The sequence below is a fragment of the Arthrobacter sp. alpha11c genome (assembly GCF_054149985.1).
In genome coordinates, this window is the sequence record NZ_CP196747.1 from 3,323,109 (window position 1) to 3,349,008 (window position 25,900).

23 protein-coding genes and 1 pseudogene are annotated in these 25,900 nt (G+C 62.1%); 11 read left to right on the forward strand and 13 right to left on the reverse strand.

Translation table 11 applies throughout. The annotated features are described in order from the left end of the window. Positions 1–48 precede the first annotated feature (48 nt). Positions 49–1,080 (forward strand): LacI family DNA-binding transcriptional regulator, encoded by a 1,032-nt coding sequence (locus tag ACTAQJ_RS15215; RefSeq protein WP_498697311.1) that lies wholly within the window; start codon positions 49–51, stop codon positions 1,078–1,080. Here the strand turns inward: ACTAQJ_RS15215 and ACTAQJ_RS15220 are convergent. Then, the gene (locus tag ACTAQJ_RS15220; protein ID WP_498697313.1) at positions 995–1,972 is read right to left on the reverse strand and encodes an EamA family transporter; all 978 of its coding nucleotides are present in this window, start codon (positions 1,970–1,972) and stop codon (positions 995–997) included. The genes ACTAQJ_RS15215 and ACTAQJ_RS15220 overlap by 86 nt on opposite strands. Positions 1,973–2,058: 86 nt before the next feature. Here ACTAQJ_RS15220 and ACTAQJ_RS15225 point away from each other — a divergent pair, with 86 nt between their 5' ends. Further along, entirely contained in the window at positions 2,059–2,910 is an 852-nt protein-coding gene (locus ACTAQJ_RS15225) for a LysR family transcriptional regulator (RefSeq protein ID WP_498697314.1), read from the forward strand. Positions 2,911–2,937: 27 nt separating this feature from the next. On the opposite strand, the gene ACTAQJ_RS15230 is transcribed toward ACTAQJ_RS15225, so the two are convergent. From ACTAQJ_RS15230 to ACTAQJ_RS15275, 10 genes and pseudogenes are all read right to left on the reverse strand, one after another. Further along, positions 2,938–4,596, reverse strand: coding sequence for an ATP-binding cassette domain-containing protein (locus ACTAQJ_RS15230; RefSeq protein WP_498697316.1), 1,659 nt, complete (start codon positions 4,594–4,596; stop codon positions 2,938–2,940). Beyond that, the gene (locus ACTAQJ_RS15235) at positions 4,589–5,434 is read right to left on the reverse strand and encodes an ABC transporter permease (protein ID WP_498697319.1); all 846 of its coding nucleotides are present in this window, start codon (positions 5,432–5,434) and stop codon (positions 4,589–4,591) included. The genes ACTAQJ_RS15230 and ACTAQJ_RS15235 overlap by 8 nt, the downstream gene beginning before the upstream one ends. Next, a complete protein-coding gene (locus ACTAQJ_RS15240) occupies positions 5,418–6,359 on the reverse strand; it encodes an ABC transporter permease (RefSeq protein ID WP_498697321.1) in 942 nt (313 codons plus the stop codon). The genes ACTAQJ_RS15235 and ACTAQJ_RS15240 overlap by 17 nt, the downstream gene beginning before the upstream one ends. Before the next feature lie 31 nt (positions 6,360–6,390). Further along, positions 6,391–7,938: an ABC transporter substrate-binding protein gene (locus tag ACTAQJ_RS15245; RefSeq protein WP_498697323.1), complete on the reverse strand. Its 1,548-nt coding sequence runs from the start codon at positions 7,936–7,938 to the stop codon at positions 6,391–6,393. A 132-nt stretch (positions 7,939–8,070) separates the two neighbouring features. Next, positions 8,071–9,111, reverse strand: a complete 1,041-nt coding sequence (locus tag ACTAQJ_RS15250; protein ID WP_498697325.1) for an NAD(P)-dependent alcohol dehydrogenase — start codon at positions 9,109–9,111, stop codon at positions 8,071–8,073. 39 nt (positions 9,112–9,150) lie between these two features. Beyond that, positions 9,151–10,134, reverse strand: a complete 984-nt coding sequence (locus tag ACTAQJ_RS15255) for a D-2-hydroxyacid dehydrogenase (protein ID WP_498697326.1) — start codon at positions 10,132–10,134, stop codon at positions 9,151–9,153. Then, a pseudogene (locus tag ACTAQJ_RS15260) lies at positions 10,131–11,248 on the reverse strand (tartrate dehydrogenase). The gene ACTAQJ_RS15255 and the pseudogene ACTAQJ_RS15260 overlap by 4 nt, the downstream one beginning before the upstream one ends. Further along, the gene (locus ACTAQJ_RS15265; RefSeq protein ID WP_498697327.1) at positions 11,245–12,795 is read right to left on the reverse strand and encodes an aldehyde dehydrogenase family protein; all 1,551 of its coding nucleotides are present in this window, start codon (positions 12,793–12,795) and stop codon (positions 11,245–11,247) included. The pseudogene ACTAQJ_RS15260 and the gene ACTAQJ_RS15265 overlap by 4 nt, the downstream one beginning before the upstream one ends. A gap of 33 nt (positions 12,796–12,828) precedes the next feature. Further along, entirely contained in the window at positions 12,829–14,106 is a 1,278-nt protein-coding gene (locus ACTAQJ_RS15270) for an NAD(P)/FAD-dependent oxidoreductase (RefSeq protein ID WP_498697329.1), read from the reverse strand. A gap of 27 nt (positions 14,107–14,133) precedes the next feature. Next, entirely contained in the window at positions 14,134–14,808 is a 675-nt protein-coding gene (locus ACTAQJ_RS15275) for a haloacid dehalogenase type II (protein WP_498697331.1), read from the reverse strand. A 339-nt stretch (positions 14,809–15,147) separates the two neighbouring features. On the opposite strand from ACTAQJ_RS15275, the gene ACTAQJ_RS15280 reads away from it, so the two are divergent. The 7 genes from ACTAQJ_RS15280 to ACTAQJ_RS15310 all read left to right on the forward strand — a co-directional run bounded on the left by ACTAQJ_RS15280 (position 15,148) and on the right by ACTAQJ_RS15310 (position 22,467). After that, complete coding sequence (locus ACTAQJ_RS15280) at positions 15,148–16,071, forward strand: ABC transporter substrate-binding protein (protein WP_431117620.1); 924 nt, start codon at positions 15,148–15,150, stop codon at positions 16,069–16,071. A 49-nt stretch (positions 16,072–16,120) separates the two neighbouring features. Next, positions 16,121–17,017 (forward strand): amino acid ABC transporter permease, encoded by an 897-nt coding sequence (locus ACTAQJ_RS15285; RefSeq protein WP_431117619.1) that lies wholly within the window; start codon positions 16,121–16,123, stop codon positions 17,015–17,017. Beyond that, a complete protein-coding gene (locus tag ACTAQJ_RS15290; protein WP_223935463.1) occupies positions 17,014–17,781 on the forward strand; it encodes an amino acid ABC transporter ATP-binding protein in 768 nt (255 codons plus the stop codon). Before ACTAQJ_RS15285 ends, ACTAQJ_RS15290 begins: the two co-directional genes overlap by 4 nt. Positions 17,782–17,784: 3 nt before the next feature. After that, complete coding sequence (locus tag ACTAQJ_RS15295; protein ID WP_431117615.1) at positions 17,785–18,915, forward strand: FAD-dependent oxidoreductase; 1,131 nt, start codon at positions 17,785–17,787, stop codon at positions 18,913–18,915. 83 nt (positions 18,916–18,998) lie between these two features. After that, positions 18,999–20,252: an aspartate aminotransferase family protein gene (locus ACTAQJ_RS15300; protein ID WP_498697336.1), complete on the forward strand. Its 1,254-nt coding sequence runs from the start codon at positions 18,999–19,001 to the stop codon at positions 20,250–20,252. Positions 20,253–20,279: 27 nt separating this feature from the next. Next, on the forward strand, positions 20,280–21,734 hold the full coding sequence (locus ACTAQJ_RS15305; RefSeq protein WP_498697338.1) for an NAD-dependent succinate-semialdehyde dehydrogenase: 1,455 nt from the start codon (positions 20,280–20,282) through the stop codon (positions 21,732–21,734). Positions 21,735–21,774: 40 nt separating this feature from the next. Next, on the forward strand, positions 21,775–22,467 hold the full coding sequence (locus tag ACTAQJ_RS15310; RefSeq protein ID WP_431117610.1) for a GntR family transcriptional regulator: 693 nt from the start codon (positions 21,775–21,777) through the stop codon (positions 22,465–22,467). A 58-nt stretch (positions 22,468–22,525) separates the two neighbouring features. On the opposite strand, the gene ACTAQJ_RS15315 is transcribed toward ACTAQJ_RS15310, so the two are convergent. After that, entirely contained in the window at positions 22,526–22,882 is a 357-nt protein-coding gene (locus ACTAQJ_RS15315) for a cupin domain-containing protein (RefSeq protein ID WP_223947637.1), read from the reverse strand. Between the two features lie 166 nt (positions 22,883–23,048). On the opposite strand from ACTAQJ_RS15315, the gene ACTAQJ_RS15320 reads away from it, so the two are divergent. Both ACTAQJ_RS15320 and ACTAQJ_RS15325 read left to right on the forward strand, forming a co-directional pair. Next, complete coding sequence (locus ACTAQJ_RS15320; protein ID WP_431117608.1) at positions 23,049–23,306, forward strand: hypothetical protein; 258 nt, start codon at positions 23,049–23,051, stop codon at positions 23,304–23,306. Between the two features lie 164 nt (positions 23,307–23,470). Further along, on the forward strand, positions 23,471–25,627 hold the full coding sequence (locus ACTAQJ_RS15325) for an amylo-alpha-1,6-glucosidase (protein WP_498697343.1): 2,157 nt from the start codon (positions 23,471–23,473) through the stop codon (positions 25,625–25,627). Between the two features lie 4 nt (positions 25,628–25,631). Here the strand turns inward: ACTAQJ_RS15325 and ACTAQJ_RS15330 are convergent, their stop codons facing one another. Continuing rightward, positions 25,632–25,877: a hypothetical protein gene (locus ACTAQJ_RS15330; RefSeq protein WP_498697347.1), complete on the reverse strand. Its 246-nt coding sequence runs from the start codon at positions 25,875–25,877 to the stop codon at positions 25,632–25,634. Between the last annotated feature and the right edge of the window lie 23 nt (positions 25,878–25,900).

Here is a 25,900-nt window from a genome sequence, read left to right on the forward strand (position 1 = left end):
AAGCCCTCTAAGCTTGGAACGAACCTGACAGACCGGAACGAGAGCCCCATGCCTGATGCACCATCCCCGGCCGGCGCGCCGGGAACCAAGCCAACCATTCGCGACGTCGCAAGCGCCGCGGGTGTTTCCAAGTCCTTGGTCTCCCTCGTCTTACAGGGCTCTGCCAACGTCAGTGAGAGTCGCCGTCGTGCCGTCATGGAAGCCATGGAAGACCTGGGTTACAGGCCCAACCGGCTGGCCCAGCGACTCTCCGGGCCGCGCAGCGGAACCATCGGCGTCATGCTCAACGACATCCGGAATCCGTGGTTCGTGGAACTTCTTGAGGGACTGACGGCCGCGCTGCACTCGGCAGGCGTTTCACCGGTTCTCGCCGACTCATACACTGACCAGCGGGTGGGCCGGAGCTCGGTGGAGACACTCCTGGAGCAGCGAGTGGATGGCTTGGTGGTGGTAGGTACCACCAACGAATCTGCTGCGATTGAGAAGGCTGCGCAGAGCATCCCCGTGGTCCTCGCCGGGACGCGCGAACCGGTACTTGCCGGCGTCGACATCGTGGTCAATGATGACGACGCCGGGGCGCGCCAGGCGACCGAGCACCTCATCGCACTGGGTCACCAGCGCATTGCGCACCTTCAGGGGCCGGGCGAGGTGGGAAAGCTGCGCCGCGTCTCGTTCGAACGCAGCATGCACGACGCCGGGCTGGAACCTCTTGCGGTACCGGGCGGCGGCATGAGCGAAGAGAGCGCCTACAGCACAGCAAGCAGGTTGTTGGCCGGGCCGGAGAGGCCCACTGCGATTTTCGCGTACAACGACGTCGCGTGCATCGGCGCGCTTTCGGCTGCAGACGACCTCGGACTTTCCGTGCCCGACGACCTCTCACTGGTGGGTTACGACAACACTTACCTGGCCAAAATCCGGCACCTGTCGCTGACGTCCGTGGACAACGGCAACCTCGCCGTGGGCGTAGAGGCCGGCAAGTTCATCCTCGAGCGGCTCACAACTCCGGATCTCCCTGCGCGGCTGCACCTGGTGCCGTCCCAACTCCAGGTCCGGGGGTCGAGCGGGCAGGCTCCGGCTTAGGGCCAACACCGTTGGCACTCTGCCCCCGCCCGCGCTCCCGCAGCAGCAACACCCCGGCATTGGCGGCGACGATCAGCCCGATTCCCACCCACTGTCCCGCAGCCAGGTCCTGGTGCAGGATCACGGCACCGATGACTGCAGCAAACACAGGATTGATGCTCATGAGCACGCCGAACATGTTCGCGGGGACCCGTCGCAGCGCGATCAGATCGGCCACATAAGGCAGCACGGATGCGAAGATTCCGGCCGCCACAGCGCAAAGAACAGCCAAGCCGTCCACTGGTTGACTGATGAAAACCACGACGGCGACAGGCAGGAACAGCGTCGCCGACACTCCTGTTGCGGCTGCTGTGCCCTGGATGCCCTGCACTCTTTGGCCGACGGTCCGGTTCAGGAGGATGTAGGCGGCCCAACTGCAAGCGGCGATGAGCCCCAAGCCGATCCCTACGACGTCCATGGATGCTTCTGGCCGGGTGATGGCCAGGACGCCGAATGCAGCGACCACAGCGCAGAGCGCACTGCTCTTTCGTCGCGAGCTGATCAATGCCACGGCCAGTGGCCCAAGGAACTCAAGGGTGACGGCAAGTCCAAGGCCGATCCGTTGGATAGACGCATACAGGCCGAGATTCATGGTGCCGAACGAAATGGCGAGCAGAAGGACAGGCCACCATTGCCGCCAGCTCAATTCCCTCAGCCGGGGCCGGACGATCGGCAAGAGAACTGCAGCCGCCACGAGCTGGCGCACCGCCACTACACCTATGGGTCCCATGACTGGAAAGGCGAAGGATGCCGTGGCGGCGCCAAGTTGGTTGGACAGTGCGCTGGCCAGGAGGGTCGCCGCGCCCCCGGCCTTCCGGGATGGCTTTACTCCAACTGCCCTCGTATCGATCATGGTGAAATTCTGCGCTTGGACCGTGTATCCGCTAAATGCATGGACGAGGCTATTTATGCGGTGGATGCATGAATAGGATGGACGCTATGGACGTCGAGGTGAGGCAATTACGGTGCCTCCTGGCTGTAGTCGAGGAAGGCACATTTACCGATGCCGCTATTGACCTGGGGATGTCCCAAGCGGCCGTTTCACGCAACATCTCCGGGCTCGAACAGGTTCTCGGGGTACGGCTCCTGGAACGGACCACCCGCAGCGTTGGCCTGACTCCCTCCGGCGAGCGCGTCGTGGCCAAGGCACGTCGCGTCCTCTCACTCCTGGGCGACCTCGAGAGGGAGGCCCGGTCCGGGACTGGAAAGATCCGGATCGGCTACGCGTGGTCCGCTTTAGGCGAGCACACCATGGAGTTCCAGCGACGATGGGCGGTCGCAATCCCGGGCGCGGAGCTGCAACTCGTGCACTCCAACTCCCCTACCGGTGGTCTTGCCGACGGAACCACTGACTTCGCAATCCTTCGACGCCTTCCGGAGGCGGCCGGCGTCGAGCACGTCCGGATTGGCGAGGAGAAGCGGTACTGCGCCATGTCCTCGGACGATCCCCTGGCAACGCGGCGTTCAGTAACCATGGCGCAGGTGGCTCAGCGGCCGGTCGCCATGGACCTGCGGACGGGGAGCACCACTCTTGAGCTGTGGCCGGAGGAGGGGCGGCCGGACATCGTGCCCATTAACGATGTGGACGATTGGCTGACGACAATTGGCAGCGGGGCTGCGCGCGGCATGACCGCCGAGTCGACGGCTCACCAGTATCGGCGTCGGGGCATCATCTATCGTCCGGTGCGCGACGCCGCGCCGGTGTCCGTGTACCTCGCGTGGTCCACGAAGGATCCGCCGCAGGAGCGCGGCCGGATCGTGGAGCTGCTGACGGGGCTGTACTCGGGATAACTGTTAGCTCGCCGCGCGCATTTTCTTCTAGCTCGCCGCGCGCATTTTCTTAAGGTGCAGTCCCCGGCAGGGAATCGCTGCGGACACCAGATCCCTGCTGTGCTCATGCTGGGGCTCGGCGAAGAACTTGTGAGTGTCCGTGAGTTCCACCAGGCGGCCCTGGAAGAGAACGGCCACGCGTTGGCACATGTGCCGCACGACGTCCATGTCGTGGGTGATGATCATCAGCGACAATCCCCTGTCCCGGTGCAGGCGTTGCAGCAGGTCAAGAATGGTTCGCTGGGTCAGGGCGTCCAGGGCCGACGTCGCTTCGTCGCAGATGAGAACCTCGGGTTCCAACAGGAGCGCCCGGGCAATCGTGACGCGCTGCAGTTGGCCACCGGAACATTGTCCAGGGCGCCTGTCCAGCAGGCACGGTTCCAGTTCTACTTCCTTCATGGCGTCCTGAAGCCGCTGTGACCTTTCAGCGGACGAAAGCCCAGCGTGCCGGCGGAGGGGAGCCTCAAGGCTGGCGCGCAGGGTCATGCGAGGGTCGAAGGAATCGTGGGGTTCCTGGAAAACCAACTGCACAGCGGTGGGCGGGCTGCTCTCGCCTGCCGCCAGGGTGCGGGTGATGCTACCGCCGCTGATCCCTTCCAGCCCGACGATTGCCCTGGCGAGGGTGCTTTTCCCGGACCCGGATTGGCCAAGGACACCAAGGATCTCGCCCTGCTTGAGGGCTAGCGAAACCGAGTTCAATGCGGGCCGGGTGCGGCTACTGCCAAGACCAAGACGCTTACCCAGCCCCAAGCGCTTACCGGGCCCGAAGTGTTTGACGACGTTCGTCAGGGTCAGCACGTTGCGCCCCTGCGGCGTGACGTCCGTGATGCTGGTGGGCAGCAGGTTTGATGCGTCCAGGAGCTTCCGCGTGTAGGCGGTTTTGGGGCTGCCCAGAACGGCCTCTGTGGTGCCGGACTCCACGATCTTCCCGGCGTCCATCACCAGGACCCGGTCCGCGAAGGCTGCCACAGACGCCAGGTTGTGGGTGATGTACAGGATGCCGAGCCCACGCTGCCTGCGCTCACGGTCCAGCAGTTCCAGGATCTGGCTTTCCAGCACTTTGTCCAGAGCGGAGGTGGGCTCGTCTGCCAGCAGGATTTCGGGTTGGCCTGCCAATGCCATCGCGGTCATTGCCCGTTGCGCCATTCCACCGGAAAGCTGGTGCGGGTATGCCTGCGCGCCCCATCCCGGATCTTCGAAGCCCACCTCAGCGAGCAGTTCAAGCACCTTCCTATCCGCCTTCTTGCCACCGAGGCCGGCGTGCAGCTTCAGGGGTTCCTTCAGGTGCTTGCGGATGGTCTTGCTCGGGTTGAACATCCTCTTGGGCTGCTGGAACAACATCCCCAGCCGGCCACCGCGGATACGGTTCAACTCTGGCTCCGGCGCTTTGGTTACATCCAGCGGGCCAAGTCGGATGGACCCGGACTCAATCCGCAGCGGCTCCGGCAGTAACTGCAGGACGGACTTGGCAGTCATGGTCTTTCCCGAGCCCGAGCCACCCACGAGGGCCACGAACTCTCCCGGCCGGACCGTCAGGCTGACTCCGGACAGGACCGGGGCTCCGGACAGGATCGGTGGCCCTGGCAGGACATGAGGCTGTGCGGCCGTGCTGCGGACGGTCAGGTCCTCGATGATGAGCTCAGGCATGCTGGCCCTCCACCGCAAGGACATCTACGGGATCCGCTGCCCGGCGGGAGGCCCGCTGGCCGATCAGGGTGACGCAGAGAGCCACCAGGAAGATGGCAAGTCCCGGGGCGATGATCCCCCACGGAGCCCGCTCAGCGTATGGTTGGGCCGCTGCCACCATGGAGCCCCAGTCAGATTGCGGCGGTTGGACACCCAGCCCAAGGTAGGACAGCGCTCCGACGCTGATCAGGAGCTGCCCGAACCGCAGCGTCGCCTGTCCCAGCATGGGCGCTGCCAGGTGCGGAAGGATGTGGCGGAAAATAATGAACGACGGCGAACAGCCCACCACGCGCGCCGCTTCAACGAATCCGCGTGCAGACACGTCATAGGCAAGCGTTCGTGCAAGCCGGGCGAACGGTGTCCACCCCGTAACCGTGAGCGCCACGAGCAATGACGAGAATCCGGTACCCATCGCAGCCACGATAAACAGTGCCACCACCATCTCCGGCAAGGCGAGCAAGACATCGTTGGTGCGGGTGAAGAATTCGTCCAGCCAGCCCTTGCGGCGCGCACTCAGCACGCCGATCACCAGGCCAACGAGTCCGGTCAGCACCGTGGCCACTGCGGCCACCACCAAAGAGAAGCGACCGCCGTCGAGCAATCTGCTGAGCGTGTCCCGCCCAAGATGGTCCGTTCCCAGCCAGTGGCTGGCGCTGGGCGATGCAAGGCGCGCGGCCAGGTTCTGGTCGTCCGGCGGGAACGGCGTCAGCCAGGGCGCGGCCGCTACAGCGGCTATCACCAAGGCGAGAACTACGACGGCGGCCTTGTCTACCGCTGAGAGGTTACGCAAGGGCGCCACTCACCTTAGGGCTGAGAATCCGATGGAGGAAGTCCGCGAGGGTGGTGATCGCTACGGCGAGTGCAACGACGACGACAACGCCGCCCTGCGCCAGGGGAATGTCGCTGTTCACCACGGCGTCGTACAGGAGCCGTCCCATGCCCGGAATCGCGAAAATGACCTCCACAATGACCGAACCTCCCAGCAGACCCGCGAACCATACGGCGAAAAGTGTGGACAACGGAACCAGCCCGTTGGGTATGACATGCCGCACGACGGTCTGGACGTGACTGAGACCGCGGGCCCTGGCGGCTTGAATGTGCTCTGCTTCCAAAGCATCGATCATGCCGGAGCGCACCGCTGAGGTGAAGAAGCTGATGGGTCGCAGGGCGAGAGTTACCGCCGGCAGGACTATGGATGATGCGGTGTTCCAGCCAGCTGACGGCAGCAAGGACAGTTTGAGGGCGAAAACCAAAACCAGGAGCGGCGCCAGCCAGTACTCGGGCATTGCGATGAACGACTGGGTGATGGTGGTGATCAGCTTGTCGGCTTTTCCACCTTGCTTCAGTCCTGCGACGATTCCCAAGGGCAACGACACCATTACCGCTATACCCAGCGCCACGATCACCAGGCTGAGGGTGATGCCAAGAGCGGGCATTACCTGGTCAGCAACGGGCGTCCGGCTGATATGCGACAACCCCATGTCGCCGCTGAAGAAATCCCCGAGCCAGCGGAAATACTGGACAGGGAGTGGATCGTGGAGACCCAGGCTTTGGCCGAGGGCCTGGACAGTGGAATCGTCCACAACATCCCCGGCCACGCGTGAACGGATGATCTTGCGGACGGGATCGCCCGGGGTGACATAGGGGATAAGGAAAACGGCGAAAGACGACAGCAGGACGGCGGCCACGAGGGTCGCCGTCCGCTTCGCAAGGAACGTGATCATGGGGGTTTGGTGCGTTGGTCCCAGCTCGCTGCTAGGAGCCGGACTTTGCGGTTTGTGCTGTCAGGACGTAACGGGACAGCGGATCCTGAACGTAGGAGAGGACGTTGCTGCGGATGGCGTCAGTTGCTTGTTCATTGACCAGCCAGAGATTTACGGCCTGGTCATCCAGGATCTCGCCGGCCTTGGCATAGAGCTTGTAGCGTTCCTCGGTGTTGGACGTCCGGGCCGCTTCGGCAATGGTGGCGTCGTACTCCTCGTTGCAGAAGTGGCTGAGGTTGTAGCTGCCCTTGCACGTGTAGTCCGCGGTGAGGAAGCCGATCGGGTCTGCGATATCTATCAGCCTGTTCCGTTGGCTGAGGATCATGTCGTAGTTGCCGGCCAGAACGTCGGGCTCAGCTGAGGCGTATTCCTTGGCCTGGATAGTGACCGGAACACCAATGGTCTTCAGGTTGTCCTGAATCACGGTGGCGACGTCGGCGAATTCTGACCGTTCGACGATGGCAATGATCTCCAAGGGCCTGTCTGCGCTGTATCCAGCATCGGCGAGGAGCTTCTTTGCTTCCTCAACGTTCTGCTTGGGTGGGCTTGCTTTGCTTGAAGCCCACGGTTCGGAGGGCGCGAAAGGTCCCGCTGCGGGGAGGGCTGCGCCCTCGTAGACGCTGGCCGCCAGGGCATCAAGATCCAGTGCAGACCGCAGGGCCTTGCGGAAGTCTACGTTATCGAAGGGAGCCCGTCCATTGTTCATGTAGAGCGTCGCCGTGCGGGGCGAGTTGGCTTTGAGAACAGAAACCTCAGGGGCGTTCTTGAGCGTGGAGAGGCCGGAGGCAGGGATTGAAAGGGAGATGTCAGCTTCCCCGGTTTGGACCTGGGCTGCGCGGGTGGCGCCGTTAGTGATGAAGCGGACTTCGGCTCCGGCGAGTTGCACGTCGCCGCCCCAGTAGTTCTTGTTGCGATCCAGCGTCAGGGACTGCTTGGCCTTCTCGGACACGGGAACGAACGGCCCGGTGCAGTGACCGAAGGGGTCCACGGTGGCGCCTTGGTAAGCAGCTGGCGACAGGATGCCGGTGTTGACGCTGGCAAGCCGGAACGGCACCATCGGGCTCTCCGCAGGAGTTGTCACGCGAACTGTCTTGGCGTCCATGGCCTGGACACCGCTGACAATGCCCGGGTTAAACGCCCGGGCAGGCACCTTGGCCTTGAGGACGGTGTTAAGGGCCGCCGCCACCGACTCGGCAGTGAGGTCCGTTCCGTCCTGGAACTTGACCCCTTGGCGAAGTGTGAAGTCCCACTCAAGGGGTGAGACTTGCTTCCATTCGGTTGCAAGGAACGGAACAACTTTGCCCTCGGCGGAATCGTACTTGGTCAGCGTCTCCAGGCATCCGGAGAGCGACAGGATGTACGCGGAGTCGGATTCCAGCGCCCAGTTGGCCACGGGTGCACGGAAGTTGTCCACCACAATGCGCTGGTTTGTATCCGCGACCTTCCCGGCGGTACCCGTCTGGGCCCCACTCAGACCACAACCCGTGAGGGCAAGGAGGGCCGCAAGACCTAGGGCTGCGAATCGGCTGAGTTTGCGCAAAGGAACCGCCTGTTAAGTGTGCCCGGGGAAGCACAGGGGAGATTAAGGACTATTTAGGTTAGCCTTACCTCTTTATTTCCGCGAAATGGTGTTCTTGGCGTGCGTAATAATCTGCCCTTCAGCAGGATTGCCTCAAAACGTTGCGGCGTCGATGACGAAGCGGTAGCGGACATCGCTGGCGAGTACCCGTTCGAATGCTTCGTTGATCTGGCTTGCGTGAATGACTTCCACCTCTGCTCCCAGGCCGTGCGCGGCGCAGAAGTCCAGCATTTCTTGCGTTTGGCGGATTCCGCCCATCCTGGAACCACTGAGGTTGCGTCGGAATTCCACCAGCGACCAAGCGCGCTGGCTCAACGGTTTGGAGGGCAGGCCCACGAGGACCATGGTGCCGTCCAAGGCAAGCAAGGACAGGTACGCATCCACATCGATGTCCGCGGAGACGGTGTTGATGATGAGATCCAGCTGGCCCTTCAGATATTCGAAGGTGGCGGGTTCGGATGTTGCGTAGTAGCTGTTGGCGCCGAGCCGGACGGCGTCCTCCTGCTTTTTGAGCGATTGGCTAAGGACTGTGACTTCGGCTCCCAAGGCCGCTGCGATCTTCACGCCCATATGGCCCAGTCCGCCCATTCCGATGATGGCCACGCGCTTGCCTGGCCCGGCTTTCCAGTTACGCAGCGGCGCGTACATGGTGATTCCCGCACACAGCAGTGGGGCTGCATCCTGGAGGGGTATGCCGTCGGGGATTCTGAGGACGTAGTTCTCATCCACCACGATGCTTGTGCTGTAACCACCGGCGGTGGCCAGCCCGTCACGGCCGAACGAGTTGTACGTGCTCGTGGCACCTTGCAGGCAGTACTGCTCCTCGCCTGCACGGCAATTGACGCATTCCCTGCAGGAATCAACGAAGCAGCCCACGCCCACCCGGTCCCCCACCGAGTGCCGCGTGACTTTTGGACCGATGGCTTCCACGACTCCGACGATCTCGTGGCCAACCACCAGGGGGTAGCTACTGGCCCAGTCTCCGCGTGCGGCATGGATGTCGGAGTGGCAGATTCCGGTGTACCTGATGGAAATCTGCACATCGAAGTCACCGGGATCGCGCCGTTCCACAGTACCGGGGGTGAGTTCCGAGGTGGGAGAGGAGGCTACATAGGCCTTCACGGTACGAGGCATGTCGTCCTTCTTTCGGGAAACAGGAAACGGGAAACAGGATCAGGAGGCCGGGACGAACCCAAGGTTTTTATCCACGACGTTCTGCAGTGGTTCCCCCTGGCTGAACCGTCGCAGGTTGTCCACGAACAATTGCCCCAGATCGTCGAGATAGTCCTCGGTGTCGCCGCTCATGTGGGGTGTGATGATGACGTTGTCCATGCTCCACAAGGGATGTCCCGCGGGAAGCGGCTCGGGATGGACTACGTCCAGTGCTGCACCGGCAATGGATCCGGAGGTCAGGGCTTCCACCAGCGCGTCCGTCTGAACCAGTTCCCCACGGCCCACATTGATGAGGTGTGCGGTGGATTTCATGGCGGAAAAGACGTCAGCGTCCATAATTCCCTTGGTGTCCGTGGTCAGTGGCGCCGCCAGGACGAGGTAGTCGACGTCGCCGACGATCCCGGCCAGGTCCCGGGAAGAATGGATCTGATCGAACAGTTCATCTCCCGGACGGCTGCTTCGCCCGGCACCGCTGACCTGCAGGCCCACAGCACGGAACAGCGACGCGATTTCCCGCCCGATGGAACCAGTGCCCACCACCAAGGCACGCTGGCCCTGGATCTTACGGGTGACCCTGTGCTGCCAGCGCTGCTGCTGCTGAAGCCTGAGCGAGCCCTGCGAGTCTTTGGCTATGTCCAGGACGAAGCCCAGCGCGAATTCCGCGATGGCACGGCTCAGGACTCCACGGGAGTTCGTGTAGACCACATCGCTCTGGATGAGCTCGTCGAACAGGAGCTGGCTAACGCCCGCGGCTGTTACGTGGACCCACTTCAGCGATGACGCTGCGTCCCAGTTCTCCCGCAAGGCAGGGGAAAACGAATGCCACTGATACAGGACATCTGCACCGTCCATCGCTTCAGCCAGTCCCTCGGCCCTGGTCAGGCGGACCTCGGCCAGGGCTTGGATCTCCTCCAGCCGGGGCGGCCAAGCCTCCCGGTACAGCGCCGCGACGACAGGTCTCTTGCGTACAGGGGTAACCGTCATGACGACGCCGGTGCTCCCGCAGTCTTGGTTGCCGTGCCGTCCAGGATTGAGCCAACCACATCAATGACATCGATCGCGGCCAAAACAGCGGCAGTGAACTCCGACGTCGACGACGGGCCTCCAACGTCGCGGGTCCCGAGGCCCTCGCGCAACACTGCCTCGAAGGCCAGCTGCAGGTGCTCAGCAGCTTCCGGGTGGCCCAGGTGGTGGAGCATCATCGCGCCGGACCACATCTGGCCCACCGGGTTTGCCAGTCCCTTGCCTGCGATGTCCGGAGCAGATCCGTGCACCGGCTCGAAGAGGGATGGGAAATCGCCTTCGGGATTCAGGTTCGCGCTGGGAGCCACACCAATGGAACCGGTGACGGAGCTGCCCAGGTCAGAGAGGATGTCGCCCAGCAGGTTCGAGGCGACAATGACGTCCAGGGTCCAGGGTTTGAGGACCAGGTGCGCAGCCAAGGCGTCCACCAGTTCGCTGGTGAGCGTCACGTCGGGGTAGAGGCGGGTGGTTTCTTCCACTACCTCGTCCCAGAAAGGCATGGTGTGGATGATGCCGTTGCTCTTGGTGGCCGAGGTCAACTGACCGCGGCGGAGGACGCGAGCGAGGCCGCGTAGTGCGCGGCCCGTGATACTCCCAGGCGGGTGAAGATCGTTTCCTGGACGGCGGTTTCGTGGGGCAGCCCGCGGTACATGCGTCCGCCCACCTCCGAGTATTCCCCTTCGTTGTTTTCACGAACGATGAGGATATCGATCGGTTCCTTGGACGCCAGGGGCGACTTCACGCCGTCGAGCGTTTTTACCGGCCGCAGGTTGATGTACTGCTGGAATTCGCGGCGGATGGGAATCAACAGCCCCCACAGCGATTCAGCGTCGGACACCGCCGGGGAGCCCACGGCACCCAGGAAAATGGCGTCATGCTGCGCCAGCTGCTCCAGGCCGTCCACCGGCATCATGCGCCCGTGCTGGGCGTAGTAGTCAGATCCCCAGTCGAAGTGCGTGAACTTCAGGTTGATGGAGTGGATTTCAGCGATTCGTTCCAGGGTTTCGATGGCCGCAGGGACCACTTCCTTGCCGATGCCGTCGCCCGCGATGACCGCGATTTTGTGGGTAGTCATGATGCATTCCGTTCTGAGGTGCCCGTCAGCTGCTGCCAGCGGGTGGCGGGCTCCGCCAGTTTGATAATGGTGCTCTTGGGTTCGGTCATTTCGCGGACTGCGTGCTTGACGCCTTCACGGCCAACGCCGGACTTCTTGAACCCGCCAAAGGGCATGGAATCGATCCGGACGTCGCTTGTCTCGTTGATGACCACAGCCCCCACCTGCAGCTTGTCGGCAATTGCCAGGGCCAGGTCAATGGATTCGGTGAAGACACCAGCCTGGAGCCCGTATTCGGAGGCATTGGCCGCATGGATGGCATCAGAGATCTGGATAAAGGGCATGATGCTGACCACGGGGCCAAACACCTCTTCAACGATGACGCGGGCGTCTGCCGGCACATCTGTCAGCACGGTTGGCTGGTAGAAGGCGCCGTGGCGCTGACCGCCCACACGAACGGTGGCGCCAGCCGCTTTGGCTTCCTCCACCCATGCCTCCACCCGCCGGGCCTCCGCTTCTGTGATGAGCGGACCGATGTCGGTGTTGCGGTCCATCTTCGCTCCGACGCGGAGCGCGCGGGTTCCCGTGAGTACCTTTTCAAGGACTTCGTCGAACAGCGAAATGTGGACGTAAACGCGCTGGACAGACAGGCAGTTCTGGCCGGCCACGCCGAACGCCCCCGCGACAATTGCCTCAGCAGCGGTCGCCGGTTCAGCATCGGCGCAGACGATCGTAGCGTTGTTGCCGCCCAGTTCCGAAAGGATCTTCTTGGCTCCTGCGGCGGCAGCAATGCGGTCGGCCGTCGCTGGCCCACCGGTGAAGGAGATGAGGTCCACCTGGGGGTCGGTCACGATCGCCTCGGACACCCCGGGTCCGGACACGATCGCGGCAATGCGACCTGTCGGAACGCCGGCCTCCAGCAACAGCTGAACGAAAGCCAGCCCGGTCAGCGGCGTGCGGCCTGAGGGTTTAAGCACGACGCCGTTACCTCCGATCAGCGCCGGGCCCAGCTTGTGTGCCACGAGGTTCAGCGGATCGTTGAATGGCGTGATGGCGGCAATGATGCCAACAGGCTTCCGGCTGTACCAGCCGATCTTGTTGGCTCCCGCCATGCTGTCCTCAAAGCCGAGGGTCTCCCCCACGAGTTCGCTCGAAGCTGCCGCCGAAAGCCGCAACGTCTCGATGCACCGGCGTACTTCGCGCTCGGCCTCGTTGATGGTCTTGCTGCTCTCGGCGGCGATGATCTCCGAAAACCGGACCGACTGCTCAACCAGGAGCACTGCTGCCCGTTCCAAAGCCTCGCGGCGTTCCCGCAGAGGCCATTCATCGTCCAGGAGGTGGCGGTGAATGTGGGCAACCGCCCGGCGGACATCCTGTGGGGTTGAAGAACATACAGTGCCCAGCAGCACGCCGTCTTCAGGGTCCCGGACTTCCAGGATCCTGTCGGCGGTCTCCCAAAGGCCTTCGAGGAACGCGCCACCGGGAAGCGCCGCGACGCTTGCCCGCCTGTAGGCCGTTTCCTCAGCTGTTTTTAGGCGCGCTCCAGCGACGGTTGTTGATGAACTCATGGGAACCTTTACCTTGCCTGGCTAGCGGAATGTCTACTTGATACGGTCGATGATCTTCGCGGCTCCGCCAATGAAGGGCAGGAACCATGGCGGGCCGAAGTGGCCGGGAACCGGCGGGTTCTTCAGGTCTTCCCACACATTTGCCGACTTGTCGCCGGCCATGTAGTGGGCCATCCGCTTACCCATGTGGGCCGCCATCTGAACACCATGGCCGCTGTAGCAGAGGGAGTAGAAGAGGCCGTCATGCTGGCCGGCATGGACCATCTGGTCCATGGAGAGATCCACCAAGCCACCCCAGATGTAGTCCACCTTGGCCTTGGAGAGGTACGGGAAGAGCTCAGTCATGGCCTTGTGCAGGATTTCGGCGCTCTTGACGTCCGAATCCGGGCTGGACAAAGCGAATCGGGCCCGGCCACCAAACAGCAGCCTGTTGTCCGGCGTGATCCTGAAGTAGTACGTCAGCATCTTGCTGTCAGAGGCCTGGCGCCTGTTGGGCAGGATACGGTTCACTACCTCTTCGGACAGAGGCTCGGTGCAGATGATGAAGCTGCCCACCGGGATCACGCGACGCTGCAGCCACGGGGTGATGTTGCCCGTGTAGCCGCTGGTGGCGACCAGGACCTGCTTGGCCCGGGTAATCCCACGGGTGGTGTGCACATCGTGCACTGTCCCGGAGACCTTGTTCAGCTCGGTGACCGATGCGTTCTCGCAGATGGCTGCCCCATTGTCGGTTGCCACCTTCGCCAGGCCGTGGACGAACTTTCCTACGTGGAGCCCGGCACCCAGCGGATCCATCATGGCACCCTGGTAGAAGTCCGTGCCGATTTCGCTGTGGATCTCGGACTTGGGAATGACCTTTACGTGGTGGTCGACCAGGTTGGCGAGCAGCTCCTGGGACTTCAGGAAGCCGTCGTAGTGGGACTTGTGGAACGCGAGGGAGAGTTTGCCGAAACGCTTGAAATCGCAGTCGATGCCGTTGTCGTGCACCAGCTTCTCGATGGTTTCGATGGCATCGTTGTATTCGCGGAACATCTCAACCGCACGGGGAGCCCCGTAGCGCTTGACTGCCGTGCTGAAGCCAATGGCCAAACCGGTCGTAGCCATTCCCCCGTTACGGCCCGAAGCACCCCAGCCAACAGTGTGGCGTTCGAAAACGGCCACGCTGGCGCCCTGCTTGGCGAATTCAAGGGCTGCTGACAGCCCGGTAAAACCGGCACCGATAATCGCGACATCAACGTTCTCCGGGACCGGAGTGCGGCGGTAATCGCCGGAAGGCTCTGCAGTATCGAGCCAGTAGGGAACAAGTTTCACGGTATGACCTTTCGCTTGGAAGTCGGCTTAGAGACCGAGGTGCTTGTTGATCTCGTCCAAGGACTTAACGGTGTTGAGGTCGTAGCCCTCGCCAATGGGGTCATAGCCACGGTCCAGCATCCAGAGGTTACGGAAGCCCATGTCGTGCATCGGGTGCATGTCGTACCGGGTGTGCGAGGAGACGTGCAGGAAGTCCTCCGGCTTGGCGTTCAGGGTATCGAGCATGTACTCGAAGGCCTGGTAGCGGGGCTTGTAGGCCTGGGCCTGCTCAGCGGTGAACACGGCGTGCCACTCTGCACCGAGCTTGGGAATGCTGATATCCAGGAAACTGTCGTCCGCGTTGGACAACGCCACCAACTGGTAGTTGTCGCCCATGAGCTTCAGCGGGGCCGGCACGTCCTCGTGGGCAACCCAGCCGCGCACAGCGTCAGCGAACGCTGCGCCGGCACCTTCGGTGGGCCCAATGCCCCAGCGCTTGCACACCCGGTCAAAGGAGTCCTGAAGGATCGCCTCGTACGGCTTGTAGTCACCCAGGACCTCGTCGAAGCGGTAGCCACGGAACTGCTTCTTGAACGTAGGCCACTGCTCTTCGGAGATGCGTCCATCAAGCAGCCGCCGGGTGGTGGGATCAATGTCGAAGTTGATCAGCGTGCCGTAGACATCGAAGGAGATGTACTTCGGCCGGAAGTTGGTCTCTGCCATGGGGGTTTCCGTTCTTTTCGGGAGATGGAAGGGGGCTGGCCCCGCGTATGTGGAGGTATCGAAAGAGGCGAACTGAACCGCGAAATCGTGCCCGGCGGGCTGGAAGGTTCTTGCCCGATGATTCGACTCTAGGCCGCCAAATTGTAAATTGTCAACAGTTTCTAGACGGTATTTAGAACGATTCTCATACAGGGAGAGCGCGAAAAAAGTTTCTGTCAATTGTTGACAATCTACTGTTGAGGGGGTTGCATTGCATTAGATGACGGAGAGATCCGGATCACATTACAACCCTAGAACTTCTCCCCTCCCCAGTGACCGACTCCCTCGAAGGGAAGCACCATGAAGATTCGAACCAAGGCCCAGACTGCAGCTGCAGGACTTGCCGTACTACTCGCACTGAGCGCCTGTGGCGGAACAGCCAACAGCAGCGATACGCCAGACAGCAAGACTTCAAACACTACCGACATCTCCGAGGGCGTCCAGCCTGACGAGAAGGCAGTGAGCCTCCTGCCGGCATCCTATAAGGACAAGGGCGAACTGACGGTCGCCATGGACCTGCACTACCCGCCGACGACGTTCCTCGCCGAGGACAACTCGACGGCGATCGGCCTGAACCCGGACATCGCCCGCTTGGTGGCCAAGAAGCTCGGCCTGAAGCTGAAGTTCCAGGACACGAAGTTCGATACGATCGTCCCCGGCCTTGATGGTGGCCGCTACGACTTCACCGCCACGACCATGTCCAAGACGGCGGAGCGGCTGAAGGTCCTGGATATGATCGACTACTTCAAGGCCGGCAACTCAGTGGCCGTGGCCGCGGGGAATCCGCTGAAGCTCACCAACGAGACGCTGTGCGGTAAGAACATTGCCGTTACCCAGGGCTCGACCGGCCAGCTCAAGCGCCTCCCGGCCCTTAACGAACAGACCTGCACCTCCAAGGGACAGCCAGCGATCAACGCCGTGACGCTGCCCAACGTCCAGGAAGCCCTGACCCAGCTGGCGTCCAAGCGCATCGACGGTATCTTCTACGACACAACCTCCCTCGCCTGGGCCGAGAAGCAGCAGCCGAAAGCCTTCACCATCCTGACACCGCAGGTTAACGTTGGCTCCAGCGATCTCACCGCTATCGGCGTCAAAAAGGGATCTGCCCTGACCCCCGCTCTCCAGGCCGCCATCCAGTCGGTTCTGAACAGCCCGGAATACAAGAAGTCCCTCTCCACCTGGGGCCTTGACTCCGGTGCCATCACGGATGCGAAACTCAACTAGGAGAGGTGCTCCAATGGTGCAAACCATCAGTAACGGAAGCAAACCGACAATGAACGGAATTGATCCGGCACTCAAGCCCCGCCTTCGTCGCAGAAGCACTTTTGAATACGTCGCCTGGGTGGTTTCCATCCTGCTTGGCGCGGGCATCCTCTTCTCGGTCTCCACCAACCCCAACTTCAAGTGGGACGTCGTGGCCAAGTACTTCACGCACGAATCGATCCTCCGCGGGCTGATGCTCACCATCTTCCTCACGGTCGCAAGCATGGCCTTGGGTACCCTCCTGGGCCTGGTCATTGCGATTATGAGGTCCTCGAGCGTCAAGCCGATCGCGGCCACGGCAGGTGCGTTCATCACCCTGTTCCGCGGTACCCCGGTCCTGGTCCAGCTGATCTTCTGGTTCAACATCTCGGCCTTGTACCCGAACCTGACCATCGGCATCCCGTTTACCGACATCGGTACCGCGATCGACACGAATGCACTTATGGGTCCGATCACCGCAGCCTTGGTCGGCTTGACGTTGAATGAAGCCGCGTACATGGCAGAAATCATCCGCGGCGGGTTCTCCTCGGTGGGCAAGGGACAAATCGAAGCCGCGGACTCCCTGGGAATGAGCGCCGCTACCAAGATGCGCAAGATCATCATTCCGCAGGCCATGCCCTCGATCATTCCGGCCACCGGCAACCAGGTCATCGGAATGTTCAAGGAAACATCCCTGGTCAGTGTCCTGGGTGTTGCGGAACTTCTCCAGAGCGCCCAGCTCATCTACGCACGTACCTACGAGACCATCCCGCTGCTGATCGTGGCGAGCCTCTGGTACCTGGTGATGACCCTGGTGCTGAGCTACCCGCAGTCCAAGCTCGAACAGAAATACTCCCATACCTCCGCCCGGGTCCCCCGCAAGGCCAGGAAAGTCCAACTGACAGCGCCGGAAGGAATCGCACGATGAGCAACGACGGCACGATCCTCGCCCGCCGAATTCGTAAATCCTTCGGGCACAAGACCGTTCTCCACGATATCGACCTCGATATTGCCAGCGGTGAAATCTGCTGCATCATCGGACCCAGCGGCTCCGGCAAGTCCACACTCTTGCGCTGCATCAACGGCCTGGAGACCGTGGACTCCGGAATCCTGAAAGTCAACGGTGACGATTTCGGGTACTACGAGACCGACAACGCTTACCACGCGCTGCCCCCTAAGAAGCTTGCCCAGCAACGTACACGGGTAGGCATGGTCTTCCAGCAGTTCAACCTGTTCCCGAACATGACCGCCCGCGAGAATGTCATGTCCGGCCCGGTGCTGGTCAAGGGTGCCGACAAGAAGGAATCCTCCAAGCGCGCCCAGGAACTGCTCACCAGCGTGGGCCTCGGCGCTTTCGGTGACCGCTACCCGGCCGAACTTTCCGGCGGGCAGCAGCAACGCGTTGCCATCGCCCGGTCTTTGGCCATGGATCCGGAAATCATCCTGTTCGATGAACCCACCAGCGCCCTTGACCCCGAGAAGGTAGGGGAAGTCCTTGGCGTCATGCAGGACCTCGCCAAGAAGGGCATGACCATGGTGGTAGTCACCCACGAGATGGGCTTCGCCCGCGAAGTGGCCGATTCCCTGATCTTCATGGACGAAGGCTTCGTCGTGGAACGCGGCGATGCCCGGGAGATCCTGAAGAACCCCAAGGAAGCACGCACCCAGGCCTTCCTGAAGCAGGTGCTGTAAGCGATGGATGGAAAACTCGCCGTCATCGGCCTGGGCAGCATCGGAAGCATGGCACTCTGGCAGGCCTCACGACTGTCCGATTCCGTGGTCGGTTTCGAAGCACACGCCCCGGGCCATGGCAGGAGTGCCGTGGGTGGCGACACCCGGCTTTTCCGGATGCTTTACAGGGGAAGGCCGGACTACTACCCCATCCTGGAACGCTCCCGGGATCTCTGGGCCGAGCTCGAAGCAGAAACGGGACAGGACATCCTCACCCGCTGTGGCGGACTCTCCATCGGCACTGTTGATGGACCGTACATTCCCAAGCTGCTGGAAACTACCCGGATCAACGGAGCGAGCCACCAGATCCTCAGCCGCGAGGAAATGGCCGAACGCTACCCGCAGCACAATCTCCGGGCCGATGATGTCGCCGTTTACGATCCCTTCGGCGGCGCACTCCGAACGGATCGGGCAGTTACCGCTGCGGTTGCAGCGGCACAGGCCAACGGGGCAACGGTCCTCAGCAATACTCCCGTCAGCAGCATCACCGAAACCAACGACGGCGTTGTCGTCACCTCGGGCGAACAGTCCTGGACGTTCGAACGGGTGATCATCGCCTCCGGTGGGTGGTCCCAGCAGCTCATGCCCGATTACCTGAAGGCGCACACGGAAACCCGCAGGATTTTCCTGAGCTGGTTCGTCGCCCGCGACGCAACCCAGTTCACCCCGGAAAAGTTCCCCATCTTCATCAGGATTTCCGGCGATCGCTCCATGTATGGGGCGCCGGCGGTGGACAGCGTCACGGTGAAAGCCACACTCGATGGCCGTGGGGCACCAACCCCGGCCGCAGACTCAGTGCCCAGGGACCTGACCGAAGCGGAGATTGCGGAAACCATTGAGACGGTGACCGAATTCTTCCCCGGCCTGGTTCCCAGCATCGTCCGCTCGGATGCCTTCCCGGATCTGTTCACCTCGGATTCGCAGCCCCTCCTGGGCTTCTTCACTGAGTCAGGGAGGATCTACTCCGCCACAGGTTTCTCCGGCTCCGGCTTCAAGATGGCCTCCGGCTACGGCCAGATTGCTGCCAACGAGGCGCTGGGCAAGGGTGGCTTTGACGGCCTGGACTTCGTCCGTCCACAGAGGTTCAAGAACTAGCAACCACAATGCGATTCGCGGGCTAATGACCCGCGAATTCGCGTATTGTTGACAATCTACAATTACTAAGAAAGTATGAAGCCATGGCAACACTTAGCCCCATCCTGAAGCAGGCCACTCCGGTGGTCGTGGACTATGCGTCCGGTAGTTGGATCCACGCCACAGACGGCAAGAAGTACCTGGATTTCACCACCGGAATCGGCGTCACCAGCACCGGTCACTGCCACCCCGACGTGGTGGCCGCAGCCCGCGAACAGGTGGGCAAGATTGTCCATGCCCAGTACACCACCGTGATGCACAAGCCCCTCTTGGAACTCACGGAACTCCTGGGAGGCGTCCTGCCCCAGGGCTTGGACAGCGTCTTCTACGCAACCTCCGGCTCCGAAGCAGTGGAGGCCTCCATCCGCTTGGCCCGCATGGCAACCGGACGGCCCAACATCATCTCCTTCCAGGGTGGGTTCCACGGGCGCACCGTAGCGGCCGCCTCCTTGACCACCGCGGGAACCAAGTTCCGCTCAGGGTTCTCCCCCATCATGGGCGGCGTGCATGTTGCCCCGTTCCCGCACTGGTACCGGTACGGCTGGGACGAAGCCACCGCCGTCGACTTTGCCTTGAAGGAACTCGACCACCTTCTGATGACCATCAGCGCCCCCAGCGATACTGCCGGCTTCATCATCGAACCGGTTCTGGGTGATGGCGGGTACATCCCCACCCCTGTCGCATTCCTCCAAGGCCTGCGTGAGCGCGCCGACAAGCACGGGATCGTGCTCATCCTGGACGAGGTCCAGGCGGGAGTGGGCCGCACCGGCAAGTTCTGGGGACACGACTGGGCAGGAATCAGCCCCGACGTCGTAATCACCGCCAAGGGACTTGCCAGTGGTTTCCCCATCTCCGCAATCGCCGCCTCCGCCGATTTGATGGGCAAGGCGTGGCCCGGTTCCCAGGGCGGAACCTATGGCGGTAACGCAGTCGCGGCAGCAGCCGGCGTCGCAACTTTGGGTGTAATCCGGCGGGAGTACCTCGTGGAGAACGCCTTGCTGCGCGGTGACGAACTGCGGGCAGGACTGGACAATCTGCAAACGGAATTCGCGGGAATCGGCAACGTGCGTGGCCGCGGCCTGATGCAGGGCGTCGAATTCACCGCCGCCGACAACACCCCGGACGCCGCAACCGCCCTCGCCGTCCAACAGGCCGCCATCAAGGAAGAGCTCCTGCTCCTCACGTGCGGTCCGCACGGCAACGTCATTCGCCTCATCCCCGCCCTGAATGTCAGCAGCGATGAAATTCAGCAAGGCCTGTCCAAGTTCACGCAGGCGCTCAAGACGGCCACCTCCTAGTCCCCCCCGATCACTGAAAGAGCGACCATGACCACCTCCTTTGATCCCACCACCATCCCAACGGACCTGTTCATTGACGGAACGTGGCAGAAGGCAGCCAGTGGTGCCACCTTCGCCGTTGAGAACCCTGCCACGAACGAAGTGATCGCCCACGTTGCCGACGGCGGTCCTGAAGACGCTGCCTTGGCTATTCAGGCGGCGGGTCGCGTACAAGCGGAGTGGAGCAAATCCACTCCGCGTCAGCGGGCCGATATCCTTCGACGCGCTTTTGAACTGGTGATCGCCAATACGGACCGGCTCGCCGCGATCATGACCGCGGAGATGGGCAAGCCACTGGCCGAGGCAAGGGGCGAGGTGGCCTACGGCGCCGAAATGCTCCGCTGGTTCTCGGAAGAAGCAGTCCGCATTGGCGGTGACAGTGCCTCCTCCGTTGATGGAAATACGCGTATCCTCATCACCAAAGAACCGGTGGGTCCCTCCGTCCTGGTTACTCCGTGGAACTTCCCGCTCGCCATGGGTGCCCGCAAGATCGCCCCGGCCGTCGCTGCCGGCTGCACCATGGTGTTCAAACCCGCTGAACTGACACCGTTGACCTCGCTTGCCTTGGTGGCCCTGTTCAAGGAGGCCGGTCTTCCCGACGGCGTGCTGAATGTTGTGACAACATCCACCGCCTCCACGGTGGTTCGGACCTGGACTGACAGCGGCATCGCCCGCAAGATCAGCTTCACCGGTTCAACCGAAGTGGGCAAGGTCCTGCTGAAGCAGGCGGCCGACAACGTGATGCGCTCCTCCATGGAACTCGGCGGTAACGCCCCGTTCATCGTCCTGGCCGATGCAGACATCGAAAAGGCCGTGGACGGTGCCATGAAGGCCAAGATGCGGAACATGGGCGAGGCTTGCACGGCAGCAAACCGCTTCTTCGTCCACCGCTCCGTCGTGGAGGAATTTGGCGAGAAGTTCTCCAAAAAGATGTCAGAATTGCAGGTAGGCAACGGCGCTGTTGCTGGCACCGACGTCGGGCCCCTCATTGAGCAGAAGGGCCTGGAAAAGGTCGAAAGCCTCGTTGCAGATGCGGTCTCCAAGGGAGCACGTGTGCTGACCGGCGGAAGCCGTCCGGAAGGTCCCGGCTACTTCTACACCCCCACCGTCCTGGTGGACGTGTCCACGGACGCCGCACTGATGAGCACGGAAATCTTCGGCCCGGTCGCAGCAATCACCGCGTTCGACAGTGAGGACGAAGTTCTCCGCCTGGCAAACGATACTGAGTGGGGCCTGGTGGGGTACGTGTTCACAGAGAGCATGGACAAGGCCCTGCGATTCTCCGCGGAACTGGAAGTCGGAATGGTCGGCCTGAACACCGGCCTGGTTTCCAACCCCGCGGCACCGTTCGGCGGCGTCAAGCAATCCGGACTCGGACGCGAGGGCGGAAAAATTGGAATCGAAGAATTCCTGGAGTACAAGTACACCGCAATAGCGGTCTAACAGTTTCAAAATTGCCGAAGCATGGAATGAGGGGATGTCAATGGCGGCACCGGAGGGAATGTTCGTATTGGAAGGCCGGCCCACGGCCCAGCTGATCGCTGACCAGCTGCGTGAGCTCATTGTCCAAGGCGCCTTCCGCCCTGGGCAGCAGGTCAATGAATCCGCCTTGGCCAGCCAGCTGAGCACGTCACGGGGTCCGCTCCGCGAGGCTCTCCAGCGGCTGTGCCAGGAGGGGATCCTGGTGAGCAAGCGCAACCGCGGCGTCTTCGTGCTGGAACTTTCCACGCAAGACGTCAAGGAGATCTACGCTGTCCGTGAAGCCGTGGAGTTGGCTGCAGCCAACACTCTTTTGGACTCGGCCGCAGAGCAGGTGGCGGACACCTGCCGGGAGCTCAAGGGCATCATCCGGAACATGGCCAAGCAGGTTGCGGCCTCGGACTGGCAGGCCATTGCCCGCCTCGACATGCAATTCCACACCGCCTTTGTTTCAGGCACTGGAAACACGCGGCTCATAAGGATTTATGAGACTCTCGCTGCCGAATCCAGGATGTGCATCTTGAGCCTGGAGGTGGCGTACCCCCGCATTGATGTGCTTGTTCAGGAGCACCAGCAGATCCTGGACCTCCTTGAGGCCCGGGACCGCAGCGGACTTCAGCAGGCCATCAAACGCCACATGCAGAAGGCCGTGGAGGACCTCACTTCCAGCCCGGAAGTAACGGGAATTACTGCTTAGGAAAGTCTCCATACAGGAAGGGCCCGGTTCACTTGAACCGGGCCCTTCCTGTATGGAGTTAGTTGGTGGGAACGTCCGTGACAACCCACATCTTCCGCAGCGTCTCGTGGATGGTCCAGGTGCCCGTCCATCCTGCCGGAGTAACGAACAACGTTCCGGGACCGATGTCGAAGCTGGTTCCGTCTTCTTCAGTGATGGTCCCCTTGCCACTGAGGATCTGGCAGATCTCGTCGTAACCCGGGCGGGTGCTCTTGAACACGCCCGGGGTGACCTCCCAGATGCCCGTCTTGTGGTTGTCGCGGGCCCACAAACGGAACGAGACCTCAGTCTGGCCCGGCGTGCTGGTGGTTGCTTTGGGGATGTGCTCCCCAGGGTCCTGCGTTGTTGCGTCGCTCATGACAGTGGCCTTGATCATGGATTCTCCTTCTGGGGCTGCGCCCTTATGAACGTGCCTGCCGTCTTTGGAAAGCACAGTTTCCATCCTAGCAATTGTCAACAATCGACGATAGGCTTGAAGGGGAAAATATTCACCGGGCGCCCTGCCATCGATGCCAGCCCCGTCACCAAGGAGAACATTCCCCATGAAACTCATCTGGAAAAACAGCCTGGAAAGTACTCCTGCTGCGTGCAGCGCGCAAAGCCGGAGGATATCGCTCTGGAACTCCCTGGAAGCGGGAGATGTAGTTTCCCTCAGCCTCCGCGGCTTCGAGTACCACAGGGGCACCGTGGACGATCGGACGGCGGATGGACAAACGATCTGGGTGATAGACCGCATCGGCGAACGGCGGCTTTTTCACATCGGTGATGACTACGACCTGCTGGTCGCCTCCCAAGGCTGACAGCCCTCTGACTGACAGCGCCACGACTGACAGCGCAGAGCAACAGCCACCACGGCTCTAGCCCCGGCAGGCCGGCAAGAGTACCGTCGAGGTGACGATGCAGCAGGACAGCCGGGAGCCCGGGACAGGGACCGGCCGTCCTTGGTTCTTAGAGGAGCCTTACAGTGGCTGGATGGAATGCAGATACAGCAGCCGGACCCCTCGGCGCCGGGACTGTCACCTTGGTGGAAGGCACGTCCTTCTGCATCTCCCTGCCCAACGGGGACATTCACCCGGACCATCCCCACGGCATGTTTTTCCAGGACACCCGGGTCCTGTCCGATTGGGTTCTCACCATCAACGGCCAGTCGCTGGAGCCCCTGACCGCCCAGACAAAAGAGCCCTACAGGGCCGCCTTCGCAGGCCGCATCACACGGTCTGACGGATATGCGGATACGCCGCTGATCGTGGAGCGCTTACGGGAAGTAGGCGTGGGAATGGTGGAGCATGTAACCATCCGCAACCATTCGATGGAACCCGTGGAGTGTTTGGTCGAATTCGCAGTGGGCTCGGACTTCGCGGACGTCTTCGAAGTCAAGGAAGCGCGGGTCCAGAGGCAGTGGGAGGAGTCCCGCGAGTACCACCACAACACACTGACCATCCGCTCCCGGTGGCAGGATGTCCGGAAGTCCGTCGTCGTAAGTTCCGATGTTGCCGGAGCAACCCGCGAGGGCCTCAGGTACCGGACCACCATCCCTCCACGCGGGCACTGGAGCACCGTGGTCACCATTGCTCCCGGAACTGAGGGAGGGGCGCCTGTGGAGCCTGTGGTGCGCCCCGCCGTCGGCGAGTTGTCCCGCAGCGATCAGCGTCGCCAGGAATGGGTGGCCAAAATTCCGGTGCTGCACATGGGTAACCACTCCATCGAGAGGACGCTGCGGCGCAGTTATGACGATCTTGGCGCTCTCCGCATTGAAGACCCCACGCACCCGGACAGGGTGGTTGTGGCAGCAGGAGCGCCGTGGTTCATGACGCTGTTTGGCCGTGACTCCCTTTGGGCTTCGGAGATGGCCATGCCCGTTGATCCGTCGCTTGCCCTGGGCACGCTGCAAACGCTGGCTGATCGACAGGGCAAGGCGGTGGATCCCATCAGCGAGGAAGAGCCCGGGAAGATCCTGCATGAGGTCAGGCTGGACGTCTCCAGCGGCCTGTCGCTCGGCGGCAAATCCGTTTACTACGGCAGCATCGATGCCACTCCGCTGTTCGTGGTGTTGCTGGGATCGGTCAGCCGGTGGGGGTTCGCCAAGGACACCATTGCGGCCTTGCTGCCCAACGCGGACAGGGCCCTGGACTGGATCCGGGACTATGGCGACAGGGACGGCGATGGATTCGTCGAGTATCAGCGGCTCAACGATCGGGGGCTGATCAACCAGGGTTGGAAGGACTCGTGGGACGGCATCAATTTTGCGGACGGGCGCCTCGCGGAGCCGCCTATCGCCCTCTGCGAGGTTCAGGCGTACGTCTACGACGCGTACATGGCACGGGCGTGGATAGCGTACGACGCCGGTGACGCACCTTTGGCGCGGGAACTCGCCGATCGGGCGGCGGAGTTAAAGGTCCGGTTCAACGAGCAATTCTGGATGCCGGACCGCGGCTATTACGCCATTGCTTTGGACGGCAAGAAAAGGCAGGTTGACGCGTGCGCCTCCAACATGGGGCACTGCCTGTGGGTGGGGTTGGTGGACGAGGATAAGGCGCCACTGGTGGCCGAACGGCTGATGTCTCCCGAGATGTTCAGTGGCTGGGGAGTTCGTACCCTCGGAACCGACATGGGTGCGTACAATCCGGCCAGCTACCACAACGGTTCTGTGTGGCCGCACGATAACGCCGTGATTGCCGCCGGCCTTATGCGTTACGGATTCGTGGAAGAGGCCCAACGAATTTCGACAGCCTTGCTCGAAGCGGCCGACTACTCCGAGGGTCGCCTGCCGGAGCTGTTTTGTGGCTTCAGCAGGGAGCAATACAGCGAGCCCGTTCCGTATCCCACCGCATGCTCGCCACAAGCGTGGGCAGCTACTTCGCCCATCCAACTGGTCACCAGTCTGATGAGGTACGACGCCCATGTTTCACGTGGCGGGTTCTGGATGGATCCCCAATTGCCGGCGTCCTACGGGGATCTGCATATCACCAACGCGCCCATGGGTGGCGGCCGGGTAACCATCGACATAGCGGATTCTGTTCCCACCGTGCAAGGGCTTCCGGAGGGGATGGTCTTCCATAGAGGACACCGGCCCTGGTTGACCGAACTTGTGCAGCAAGCCGGCCTCCGGAAGGAGGGCTGAATTCTTACGAAGTTGCCATCAAGTCGGCTGCAGGCCGGGCGGCCGTTTCGCCCATGATGCCGGCTGTTTCGCGCATGATCCACAGAGCAGGAGAGCCGTGCAGGGCAGGCATCACCTCGCCCTTGGTAATGAGACGCGTGGCCCTCGGATCTCCCGCAACTGACCACCATCCGGTCTTCGGGCAGTGGTGCCCTGTGCGCGATGTTTCAACGAGCTCTGGAGCCAGGGTAGCGGGGCGTCGCTTCTTCATGGGAGGTCCTTCACGCAAGGGGG

What these genes read in the sequence shown, in the direction of transcription:
- ACTAQJ_RS15220 (WP_498697313.1), bottom strand. Translation starts at nt 1,972, where the DNA reads ATGATCGATACGAGGGCAGTTGGAGTAAAGCCATCCCGGAAGGCCGGG.
- ACTAQJ_RS15265 (WP_498697327.1), bottom strand. Translation starts at nt 12,795, where the DNA reads ATGAGTTCATCAACAACCGTCGCTGGAGCGCGCCTAAAAACAGCTGAG.
- ACTAQJ_RS15280 (WP_431117620.1), top strand. Translation starts at nt 15,148, where the DNA reads ATGAAGATTCGAACCAAGGCCCAGACTGCAGCTGCAGGACTTGCCGTA.
- ACTAQJ_RS15230 (WP_498697316.1), bottom strand. Translation starts at nt 4,596, where the DNA reads ATGCCTGAGCTCATCATCGAGGACCTGACCGTCCGCAGCACGGCCGCA.
- ACTAQJ_RS15255 (WP_498697326.1), bottom strand. Translation starts at nt 10,134, where the DNA reads ATGACGGTTACCCCTGTACGCAAGAGACCTGTCGTCGCGGCGCTGTAC.
- ACTAQJ_RS15330 (WP_498697347.1), bottom strand. Translation starts at nt 25,877, where the DNA reads ATGAAGAAGCGACGCCCCGCTACCCTGGCTCCAGAGCTCGTTGAAACA.
- ACTAQJ_RS15310 (WP_431117610.1), top strand. Translation starts at nt 21,775, where the DNA reads ATGGCGGCACCGGAGGGAATGTTCGTATTGGAAGGCCGGCCCACGGCC.
- ACTAQJ_RS15305 (WP_498697338.1), top strand. Translation starts at nt 20,280, where the DNA reads ATGACCACCTCCTTTGATCCCACCACCATCCCAACGGACCTGTTCATT.
- ACTAQJ_RS15300 (WP_498697336.1), top strand. Translation starts at nt 18,999, where the DNA reads ATGGCAACACTTAGCCCCATCCTGAAGCAGGCCACTCCGGTGGTCGTG.
- ACTAQJ_RS15215 (WP_498697311.1), top strand. Translation starts at nt 49, where the DNA reads ATGCCTGATGCACCATCCCCGGCCGGCGCGCCGGGAACCAAGCCAACC.
- ACTAQJ_RS15285 (WP_431117619.1), top strand. Translation starts at nt 16,121, where the DNA reads ATGAACGGAATTGATCCGGCACTCAAGCCCCGCCTTCGTCGCAGAAGC.
- ACTAQJ_RS15290 (WP_223935463.1), top strand. Translation starts at nt 17,014, where the DNA reads ATGAGCAACGACGGCACGATCCTCGCCCGCCGAATTCGTAAATCCTTC.
- ACTAQJ_RS15240 (WP_498697321.1), bottom strand. Translation starts at nt 6,359, where the DNA reads ATGATCACGTTCCTTGCGAAGCGGACGGCGACCCTCGTGGCCGCCGTC.
- ACTAQJ_RS15225 (WP_498697314.1), top strand. Translation starts at nt 2,059, where the DNA reads ATGGACGTCGAGGTGAGGCAATTACGGTGCCTCCTGGCTGTAGTCGAG.
- ACTAQJ_RS15320 (WP_431117608.1), top strand. Translation starts at nt 23,049, where the DNA reads ATGAAACTCATCTGGAAAAACAGCCTGGAAAGTACTCCTGCTGCGTGC.
- ACTAQJ_RS15250 (WP_498697325.1), bottom strand. Translation starts at nt 9,111, where the DNA reads ATGCCTCGTACCGTGAAGGCCTATGTAGCCTCCTCTCCCACCTCGGAA.
- ACTAQJ_RS15315 (WP_223947637.1), bottom strand. Translation starts at nt 22,882, where the DNA reads ATGATCAAGGCCACTGTCATGAGCGACGCAACAACGCAGGACCCTGGG.
- ACTAQJ_RS15295 (WP_431117615.1), top strand. Translation starts at nt 17,785, where the DNA reads ATGGATGGAAAACTCGCCGTCATCGGCCTGGGCAGCATCGGAAGCATG.
- ACTAQJ_RS15275 (WP_498697331.1), bottom strand. Translation starts at nt 14,808, where the DNA reads ATGGCAGAGACCAACTTCCGGCCGAAGTACATCTCCTTCGATGTCTAC.